This is a genomic window from Staphylococcus sp. HMSC072H03 (assembly GCF_001809305.1).
GTDB lineage: Bacteria > Bacillota > Bacilli > Staphylococcales > Staphylococcaceae > Staphylococcus > Staphylococcus hominis.
The window spans coordinates 61537-72141 of sequence record NZ_KV796900.1; the positions used below are offsets into that span (position 1 = coordinate 61537).

Here is a 10605-nt window from a genome sequence, read left to right on the forward strand (position 1 = left end):
ACTTAATGTGCCTTGTTTTTACTTAGTAAACTTTGTATAACATTCACTTTAAGTTCTCTTTTTTAATAAATGATAGATAGAGAGGAATTGGACATATGTTAAGCATTAGAAACTTATCAAAAGTCTATGCAGGTGGTAAGAAAGCGGTAGATAATATGAATATTGATATTGAATCAGGAGACTTTATCGCTTTTATTGGAACGAGTGGTAGTGGAAAAACAACTGCATTAAGAATGATCAATCGAATGATTGAATCATCAGAGGGCGAAATTACAATTAATGGCAAAAATATTAAAGATATCAATGCAGTAGAATTGAGAAGAAGCATTGGTTATGTAATTCAACAAATTGGTTTAATGCCTCATATGACAATTAAAGAGAATATTGTACTCGTACCTAAATTATTAAAATGGTCGCAAGAAAAAAAAGATAAAAAAGCAAAAGAACTAATTAAACTTGTTGATTTACCTGAAGAGTATTTAGAACGATATCCTTCACAGTTATCTGGTGGGCAACAACAACGTATTGGCGTGATTCGTGCACTAGCAGCTGAACAAGATATTATTTTAATGGATGAGCCGTTTGGTGCTTTGGATCCTATCACAAGAGATACATTACAAGATTTAGTAAAAAAATTACAACAACAATTAGGAAAAACATTTATTTTTGTAACGCATGACATGGACGAAGCCATTAAATTAGCAGATAAAATTTGTATTATGACGAACGGTAAAGTAGTGCAATATGATACACCAGATAATATTTTACGTTATCCCGCTAATGATTTTGTTAAAGACTTCATTGGACAAAATCGCTTGATTCAAGATAGACCAAATATTAGAACTGTAGAAGACGCAATGATTAAGCCGATAACTGTACATGTTGACGAATCATTAAATGATGCAGTTAATATTATGAGAAAATATCGTATAGATACCATTTTTGTCGTTGACAATCAACATCATTTACTTGGTTATTTAGATATTGAAGATATCAACCAAGGATTACGTAGTAAAAAAGAATTAATTGATACGATGCAACGTGATATTTATCGCGTTAAGGTAGATAGTAAATTACAAGATACAGTACGTACCATTCTTAAGCGTAATGTAAGAAATGTTCCTGTTGTTGATACGGACGGACATACTTTAATTGGACTTGTAACACGTTCTAACCTAGTTGATATCGTATATGATACACTTTGGGGTGGAACGACTACTGAAAATCAAGGTATTGTGGATCCTAAAGAAATTGGGGCTGATAACGTATGAATTATTTAGTAGAAAATAGTGGTATGTTACTGAATAAAACGTTAGAGCATCTTTACATTTCTATCATGGCTCTCATACTTGCTATGATTGTTGCCATTCCTTTAGGTATTTTGTTGTCAAAGAAAGAAAAGCTATCAAAGGTGTCGTTAACTATAGCTGGTATTTTACAAACGATTCCTACACTAGCGATTTTAGCTTTAATGATTCCCTTATTTGGTGTAGGTAAAGTAACGGCAATTATTGCGTTATTTATATATGTTTTACTACCTATATTAAATAATACAATTGTGGGTGTTCAAAATATAGATCGTAATATTGTAGAAGCTGGCCGCAGTATGGGAATGACTAATTTTCAATTAATGAAAGATATTGAATTACCTTTAGCATTACCAATGGTTCTAAGTGGGATTCGTTTGTCGTCAGTCTATGTGATTAGTTGGGCAGCACTTGCGAGTTATGTTGGCGCTGGTGGTTTAGGTGACTTAATCTTTAATGGTTTAGCATTATATGAACCAGAAATGATTATCGTAGGTACGATTTTGGTAACGTTGTTAGCATTAATCGTTGATTTAATTTTAGCTCAAATTGAAAAATGGATTATACCAAAAGGACTTAAAATTTCCAGATAAACAATAAAGGAGGACATTATGAAATATTGTAAAAAGTATATTGTTGTTTTAGTGCTATGTCTAACTGTGTTATCTGGATGTAGCTTGCCAGGTTTAAAAAATAGTAGTTCAGATGATGAGGTTAGAATTACATCTCTAGGAACAAGTGAATCTCAAATTATTTCACATATGTTAAGACTACTCATTGAACATGATACAGATGGAAAGATTAAACCAACTTTAATCAATAACTTAGGGTCTAGTGTAATTCAACACAATGCTATTACGAGTGGCCAAGCTAATATGTCAGGTACGCGATATACAGGTACGGATTTAACTGGTGCATTAGGCGAAGATCCAATTAAAGATCCTGATAGAGCAATGAAAGTGACACAAAAAGGATTTGAAGAAAAGTTTAATCAGACTTTCTTTAATTCATATGGTTTTGAAAATACATATGCACTAATGGTAACAAAAGAAACAGCACAAAAATATAATTTAGAAACAGTTTCTGATTTAAAGAAACATGCTAAAGATTTGAGAGTAGGAATGGATAGTTCATGGCAAAATCGTAAGGGTGATGGATATCCTGGATTTAAACAAGAATACGGTATCCATTTTGGTACTGTTAGACCAATGCAAATTGGTTTAGTATACGACGCATTACATTCAGGTAACTTAGATGTCGCTGTAGGCTACTCAACTGATGGTCGTATCGCGGCTTATGATTTAAAAGTACTGAAAGATGACAAGCAGTTCTTTCCACCTTATGATGCTAGTCCTTTAGCAACAGATAAACTATTAAAAGAAAAACCACAATTAAAACCAATTATTGAAAAATTAGAAGGTAAGATTTCAACTGAACAGATGCAAGAATTAAATTATCAAGCAGATGGAAAAGGTAAAGAGCCAGCAACAGTAGCAGAAGATTTCTTGAAAAAACATGATTATTTTGAAAATGATGCAAAACAGAAAGGCGGTCGAAATTAATGAATGGTAATTTATTTGAACAACTTATTTCTTACTATCAAACAAATTCAGGCTACCTTTTTGAATTGTTTATTAATCATTTCCTAATGTCAGTGTATGGTGTATTATTTGCGTCAATTATAGGTATTCCTTTAGGCATCATTATTGCACGATTTGGAAAATTATCAGGCGTTATCATTACTTTAGCGAATATCATACAGACTGTTCCTGTCATTGCGATGTTAGCGATGCTTATGTTAGTAATAGGATTAGGCATCAATACGGTTATTTTTACAGTATTCTTGTATGCTTTACTTCCAATTATAAAAAATACTTATACCGGTATTAAAGAAGTAGATATTAATATTAAAGATGCTGGAAAAGGAATGGGAATGACACGTAATCAAGTCTTACGTATGATTGAGTTACCACTTTCTTTATCAGTAATTATTGGTGGCATACGTATTGCACTCGTAGTTGCAATAGGTGTTGTTGCTGTTGGTTCGTTCATTGGAGCGCCTTCACTTGGTGATGTCGTTATTCGTGGTACGAATGCTACTGATGGTACACTATTTATCTTGGCTGGTGCATTACCAATTGTTGTGATAGTAGTTCTTATAGATATTGTTTTACGTCTAGTAGAGAAAAAATTAGATCCAGCTACACAAACGAATAATTAATAAAGTATTTAAGGAGTAGATAATATGGCTTTAATCCAGATGAATTACTTATCAAAAACACTTGGAATGCATCAATCTTTAAATATTATTTTACCTGAAGATGACAGTTACTTTGATCCATCGAACGAGACAAAAAAACTTAAAACAATGTTGTTATTTCATGGACTATCTAGCGACACTCACTCGTATATAAGATATACAAGTATAGAACGATATGCTAATGAATATCAATTAGCGATTATAATGCCTAATGCAGATCACAGTTTTTATACGAATATGGCTTTCGGACACAGTTATTATGATTACATTTTAGAAGTTTACAATTATGTACACCAGATTTTACCGTTGTCTAGAAAAAGAGAAGATAATTTTATTGCAGGGCATTCAATGGGAGGATATGGAACAATTAAATTTGCACTAACACAAAGTCAATTGTTCTCTAAAGCTGCTCCTTTATCTGCCGCATTCGACGTTTCCATGCTTAAAAATTACAAATGGTATGATTTTTCACCAGAATCTATAGTCGGAACGAATAAAGAAATAGTTGGTAGTAATTTTGATCCTTATTATCTTGTTGATAAAGCTATAGAGAAAAATATTGATTTACCAGAGTTATTAATTATGTGTGGTACAGAAGATGAACTTTATAAAGGTAACTTAGATTTTATTAACTATTTAGATAAAAAAAATGTACAGTATGACTTTATAAAGAGCCCAGGAAAACATGATTATGCATTTTGGGATAAAGCTATTGAGAAAGTAATTAAAATATTTACAAATAATATATAAAATAATAAGACCATTAGTCTAACAATTTTGACTAGTGGTCTTATTATTTTATTCTTATATAGAAAGATTTAATATTGATTATTCATTTACAAGTTAATTTAAAAATCAATATATATTATTTAAGGCAATAGCAACAATTGAGTTTTATTAAAAAGGATATTTTGTTATTAAACAAATAATTCAATAATTTTATAGATTATATGTAACTAATAAAGAAATTGATAAATAAATTATTACAAATATAAATGAGGGGAGAAGATATAAAAATTTTATTATTAAAAAGAAATTATGAAATAATTATTCATATCTTCCCAAAGTTTTGTAATTTTAATGCTTTTTTTCGTGCTTAGTAAGCCATGTAATTTTGAAGTATAGAAAAATGTAATTTTACTTCTTTTATATTTTGTTGATAGCAACTCTATTAGTCATATTTTCTAATCTTCTTTTGTTTCTAATTTTTCTAGACGAGACAAAGGAGTATCAAACATTACTATAGCTTTAATAGCGGTTTTGATTAATCCAAAGCCTTATTAATAGATACTTTTTTATTTATTTATACGAAGCTTAATCATTAGTTAAACCTACTACTTGCTTAATATTCTTAGCTCTTTTTTTTAGTTTTTTTAAATCAGATTCAATATCGTCCACTAAACTATTTAAACTTGTTATCATGGTAGAATAGCCTCGAAACATAGTAATGCCATTTTCTACAGTTGGGTTACTATTGGGTCTGTAAGGCATTATATTATGTGTGTATTCATCTCTATATCTCATAGTACGTATAGGAACATCTTTATTAAGGATATTGCCGATTTGTCTATGTGTGTCGTTATTTGAAGCTATCAAATTTTCTACTAAATTTCGTTTAAAACCTATATCTTTTTTTACTTCATAATGTGAAGTATATTCTTGAGCTAATGAATATAATAAATCATTTAATGTATGTAGAAAATGTAAAGTAATATTATGAAAATAAAAAACCCAATAATAGTTTCTTTCTTCTTCGTTAACAGTTTCAATTAAATTTATTGAATATTTTAAATTTACAAAAGAATTACAGAAATATTCACAGGTATCATGTATAGAATTAATAGTAGAAACTATATTTGAGCCTAACCTATCCAAACCATTAATCAAATCATTAAATTTAGAAAAGTCGAATATATCTAATTCTTTAAGTAGCTGATCGTATTCATATTCAAAATAATTTTCATCAATAAAAAATGGTTTCATTGATTTTAGTTCCCTTCATTTTTGAGTATAATTATTTTAATATATTTTGAACAATAGGTAAAAGCTTACAAAAAACTAAAAGAGGTAAAGTGAATGAAGTGGTATAAAAATGAACAATTATTGAATTACGCGAAGAAAGCTGATGAAGCTTTAGATAAAAAGGATCCCAATTCATTATATGAAATTAGTGAGAAATTGGAAAAATTATCAACCGATTATGTTGAATCTAAGATGATGTATGCTTATTATTTGTACATTAGTTTTACTAGTTTAAATAATTACATTGATATAAAAGTTAATAACAAAGAAACCGTAGAATGGGAAAAACTAATTGAAAAAAGCTTGTTTTTAGCTAGAACTGCGATTAATTCAATGGACGAATATTTAAAAGATACTGAAATTGATGAGATAGAATACATATATTTAAATGGTATATATAATAGTGTAAAAACCAATTATTGTAATCTACTTATTTCTATAGGGAAATATTCATCTGCAATATTTGAGATGAGAAAATTAGCAACTTCTCAGTTTGGTATGGCAATTGGAAATTTAGGGACAGAAATTTTTGATTATGCTTGTTTTGATTATACAGATAATAAAGAGTCTCTTTATAAATACGCTTATCAATTGTTAGATACGGCTTTAACTTATGAGGATAGTATAGTACATCCTAATGCAAAAGCTTTTTATCAAAGTAAAATTGATATTCTCGATGAAATCGATAATTTTAATCCGTATGATACAGAGTACAATGTGGAATCTATATTAAAAAAAGATAGATTAGATGATCATAACTTTACAAATAATATTACTAATGAAGACTACTGGGATTGGGTGGCAGAAAATAGTTTAGCATTGAACACAATAAATGATATAGATTATATGACTAAAAATAATCAAGACACTCTTCATTTGCCAAATATATTAACGTCAATTAATGATCATTCATCATTTTATGGAATTTTTAATCAAATTAAACAAGAGTATTGTTCTGCCAGATATATACTTTATGAAGGGATGTATAATAACAAGAATCATTTTTCAGATGAAAATGTATATTTAGTAAATACAATTGACTATCCTAAATATGGTTTAAATATAGAAAGAGTAAAGGCAGCATATAGAAGTGCTTATGCATTGTTTGATAGAATTGGATATTTTTTAAATAAATATTTCAAATTAGGATTGAAAGATCGTGAAGTTTCTTTTAAAAGAATTTGGCAAAGTGCTAATAATGAAATATATGAGGTGTTTAAAAATAATATTGCCTTAAAAGGCATGTATTGGACGTATAAAGATTTATTCGCTAAAACTAAATCAAAGAATTTGGATTGTATAGATAAAAAGTTAAGACGTACTTATACGATAAGAAATATAATGGAACATAGGTATTTAAAGGTATTAGATAGTAATTTTATAGATCAAGCCACTAGTGATTATGATAACTTATCATATACTATTACATCAGATGAATTAAATGAGTTAGGGATTAATTTAATTAGAATATGTAGAGAATTAATTATATTATTATGCTTTACAGTAAATATAAATGAAAATAATATAAATAAAGATGAAAAAGATAAATTTGTAATTATGGCGCTCCGCGAATTTAGTGACGAATGGAAAATTTAAAATAAAGTAGATTTATAAGCTAGCGATAAAATCAAGTCGCTAGTTTTTTCAGTTTAAAAATTAAAAGGTTAAATTTAACCGTTGACAATTAAAGGGTAGTGCTATATACTTAGGTTAACGTTAACCGAGGGAGGAAATTATGTTGGATTTATTGAAACAAGTAAACACATTAAGGGGTTCAATGACATTAGAAGAATTACAGGAATTAGTAATTAAAAAAATTAGCAAACAAGAAATTGACAATGAGTTTAAGGATAATTCGACTAAAGAAATAATCAAACAATTAGAAAATAAGACAGTTCAAGAATTACAAAGTATTTATTATGACTTGCAAATTATGAATCGTCATTCAGTATCAACTTATACTGAGTCTATCGAATCGCTATCTTTAGAGATTTTCAAAACTTATAGTAATCAAAATTCACTATTAGATTTAGGTTCGGGAACAGGACATATGCTATGGAGAGCGAATAAGGAAGGTCATTTTAAATACTTAAGGGGTGAAGAAATTAATCATAACGTAGCTGAAATTAGCGAACAGCTTCTATCTCAATCAGAAACGAATATAGAAATTAAAAAAATTGATTCTACTTTAAATTTTGGAAGCAATGATAAATTTGAATGTATTTATTCAGATGCATTATTTTTAAATGCAGATAATAAACGTTTAAAACAAATTGAAGATTCCGCTTCTAACAGTTATCTAAAGACAAGAAGTAAATTCTCTGAATGGATATTTACAAATCGTATTTTAAATAATTTAGAGGATAAGGGTGTAGGAACTATTGTAGTAAGAAACGCTGCTACATTTACTGAAATGGCTAAAGATATACGTAAAGAGTTGATAGAGAAGAATTTAATAAAAGCAGTTATTCAACTTCCTTCGAACTTGATTACTAATACGGCTATACCTACAACTTTATTAATTTTGCAAAAAGACAATAGCGATAAGATTACATTTATTGATGCTTCAGAAATTTATACTCAAAAGGGCAGAATGCAGAATACTTTTGAAGATGAAAATATTACAACTATTATGAAAGCGCTAGAAGAAGAAACTGAAATTTCTGTAAAAGTGAATAAACAAGAAGTCAAAGATAATGACTATAATTTATCTCCTATTCGTTATTTAGTTAATATTGAAGATCGTCTTGTAAGTCCTACCGAGTTAACTAACATCGTAGAAACGATTCGTGGAAAAGATGTATCTAAAAAAAGATTAGATGAGGAAGAAAGTAAAGATAAATCAGGTTACTTACTTAATTTATCTGATGTAAAAGATTATAAAATTGATACTCCTAAACAACAAATCAGTCAAGATATACTCGATGAATATGAGAGATATCTATTAAAACCTAAGGATATTGTATTAAGTACAAGAAGTTCGGATTTAAAAATAGCTATTGTTACCGAAAGTTTAGCTAAAGATAATCTAATTATTTCTTCTAATTTTAATATTTTAAGAATTAAAGACGATAAAGTGAGTCCTTACTATTTATTTGCATTTTTAACAAGTGAAATAGGTGTTGAACAGTTAAAACAACTAATGACAGGAACTGTGATTAATGTTATTTCACAAAAATCTTTGCAAGAATATAAGGTGTCTATGCTAGATGAAGAAACTCAAGAAGACATCGCCTTTAAAATGGAAGAAGAATTACTCGAATATTATAGTTATCTGAAAAAAGTCAAAAACTTTAAAGAAAAATTACCACAACTTTTTAATGAAAACGGAGGGGAATAGGATTGGGTAAATTAAGTATCGAAGAACTAAATGATTTTTTAGAAGAATTGTTCGAGAGATTAAAACAAGAAGCAAGGCTATACAATCAACAAAGTGAATTTGATACTTTCTTAGAACGTTATCAATTTGAGAAAAATGATAGTAATCAAGGTCATCTTTATAATGACAATGCTAAAGTTCTCATTTTAGGGGTAAGAAACGGGGGCTTAAAAGCTAAAGATATTAACGGCATATTTAAAAAAGCGAGTTTAAAAGATAGATATGAAATTGTTGAATATGATGATTTAACAAATTTTGATATTTCTACTTTAGAAAATTCAACACAATACACGGATGTATTTATTGGTGCTGTCCCTCACAAAATGAGAGGGATAGGTGACACCGATAATCCAGTCCAAACGATTATGGATGGATCAGAAACGATTTATCCTAAAATACATAAACTAATGACAAGTTCAGGCTTAAAAATAACTAAAACAAATCTAACAGATGCTATAGCTAGTTCAGTAATATTTGATAATACGAGAGTAATTACTAGTTAGAACATAAACTAAGGGGGAACAAAAATGAATTTATACGTAATTGGGAATGGCTTTGACATAGACCATCACATTGCTTCAGCTTATACAAACTTTAAAGAATCTTTAGCTGATTCAGATGATGATAATGCGAAATTATTGCTTGAAATAATTGAAATAGCTCATCAAGAAAATCAAGAAAATTTATGGAAAGATTTAGAAGAAAGTATAGGTAGACTAGATTTAGATTACGTTGTTAAAAAGAGCGATAAGTATATAAATCCAGCTATTACTTTTTCTACAAGTTTTAGCTTTTTTTTTAAAAAGTGGATAGAAAAATTAAAAAATGATAAAATTTCTGAAGCAACTCCTAAAAAAGATTTGAAATATTTATTTAATAAAAATGAAGATATATTTTTAAGTTTGAATTATACCCCTACTTTGGAAATGCTTTACAACATTAATAAGAATAATATTAAATATATTCATGTAGTTAAAGATGGCGTAGGTTATGAATTTGGACATAAAAAAGTAGAAAATATTCATTCAATAGGCCATTCAGCCTTTGGTTTTAATAACTACCTAAAACATCAGTTAATAAAAGATACTTCTAGAATATATAAAGATAATCAAAATTGGTTTGAAGATTTATCCGACAAAAAAATTGAAAATATATATTTTTATGGTTTTAGTTTTGCGGATATCGATTTAATATATATAAAAGGTATTTTTAATAATATTAATAAAAACGAATTAGAAAATATCTATTTATATAATTATAAAACTCAAAAAGAACAAGAATACGAAGAGCAAAAGAGTATATTAAATAGTTTAATAGACGAAGCTGAATTAAATAAAAAAGTAAAAAGATTTCTAATATTAGAGGATTAAAAGAAAGTATCCCTCATTTTGAAGGGATGCTTTTTATTTACAAATTAAAGTAAAAGGAAATATAAATAAATTCAAACTCAAAATTTAATGTAAATTATACTATTACAATATATATATCTATGCTATTATGACTTTAATTTACTGAATAATTAGGAATTTTTACTGAAGGGGGATCGGGATGATGTTTGGGTACGAGGTCAATGAACATGTTAAGTTGAAAATTTTGGAAGAACGTGAAGCGGATCAACTTTTTAAATTAGTAGATAG

The 10605-nt window shown here is 28.3% G+C and carries 10 protein-coding genes and 1 pseudogene; 10 read left to right on the top strand and 1 reads right to left on the bottom strand.

All coding sequences use genetic code 11. The features are described 5' to 3' along the window. Positions 1-95: 95 nt before the first annotated feature. From HMPREF2578_RS08245 to HMPREF2578_RS08265, 5 genes are read left to right on the top strand one after another with little or no spacing between them, the layout of a single operon-like run. Entirely contained in the window at positions 96-1271 is a 1176-nt protein-coding gene (locus HMPREF2578_RS08245; protein ID WP_017175645.1) for a betaine/proline/choline family ABC transporter ATP-binding protein, read from the top strand. After that, entirely contained in the window at positions 1268-1900 is a 633-nt protein-coding gene (locus HMPREF2578_RS08250; protein WP_017175646.1) for an ABC transporter permease, read from the top strand. The genes HMPREF2578_RS08245 and HMPREF2578_RS08250 overlap by 4 nt, the downstream gene beginning before the upstream one ends. An 18-nt stretch (positions 1901-1918) precedes the next feature. After that, on the top strand, positions 1919-2869 hold the full coding sequence (locus HMPREF2578_RS08255; protein WP_017175647.1) for an osmoprotectant ABC transporter substrate-binding protein: 951 nt from the start codon (positions 1919-1921) through the stop codon (positions 2867-2869). Beyond that, on the top strand, positions 2869-3528 hold the full coding sequence (locus HMPREF2578_RS08260; protein ID WP_017175648.1) for an ABC transporter permease: 660 nt from the start codon (positions 2869-2871) through the stop codon (positions 3526-3528). Before HMPREF2578_RS08255 ends, HMPREF2578_RS08260 begins: the two co-directional genes overlap by 1 nt. Positions 3529-3552: 24 nt before the next feature. Then, entirely contained in the window at positions 3553-4317 is a 765-nt protein-coding gene (locus HMPREF2578_RS08265) for an alpha/beta hydrolase (protein ID WP_017175649.1), read from the top strand. 564 nt (positions 4318-4881) lie between these two features. Here the strand turns inward: HMPREF2578_RS08265 and HMPREF2578_RS08270 are convergent. Next, positions 4882-5550, bottom strand: a complete 669-nt coding sequence (locus tag HMPREF2578_RS08270; protein WP_017175650.1) for a Cthe_2314 family HEPN domain-containing protein — start codon at positions 5548-5550, stop codon at positions 4882-4884. A 93-nt stretch (positions 5551-5643) separates the two neighbouring features. Between HMPREF2578_RS08270 and HMPREF2578_RS08275 the strand changes: the two genes are divergently transcribed. The 5 genes and pseudogenes from HMPREF2578_RS08275 to HMPREF2578_RS11355 form a co-directional block, all read left to right on the top strand. Then, the gene (locus HMPREF2578_RS08275) at positions 5644-7185 is read left to right on the top strand and encodes an LA2681 family HEPN domain-containing protein (protein WP_017175651.1); all 1542 of its coding nucleotides are present in this window, start codon (positions 5644-5646) and stop codon (positions 7183-7185) included. A 142-nt stretch (positions 7186-7327) separates the two neighbouring features. Next, positions 7328-8929, top strand: a complete 1602-nt coding sequence (locus tag HMPREF2578_RS08280; RefSeq protein WP_145427048.1) for an N-6 DNA methylase — start codon at positions 7328-7330, stop codon at positions 8927-8929. Positions 8930-8931: 2 nt separating this feature from the next. Continuing rightward, complete coding sequence (locus HMPREF2578_RS08285; protein ID WP_017175653.1) at positions 8932-9471, top strand: hypothetical protein; 540 nt, start codon at positions 8932-8934, stop codon at positions 9469-9471. Between the two features lie 24 nt (positions 9472-9495). Beyond that, entirely contained in the window at positions 9496-10338 is an 843-nt protein-coding gene (locus HMPREF2578_RS08290) for an AbiH family protein (protein ID WP_017175654.1), read from the top strand. A gap of 181 nt (positions 10339-10519) precedes the next feature. Continuing rightward, positions 10520-10605: pseudogene (locus HMPREF2578_RS11355) on the top strand (RimJ/RimL family protein N-acetyltransferase); the annotation flags it as partial.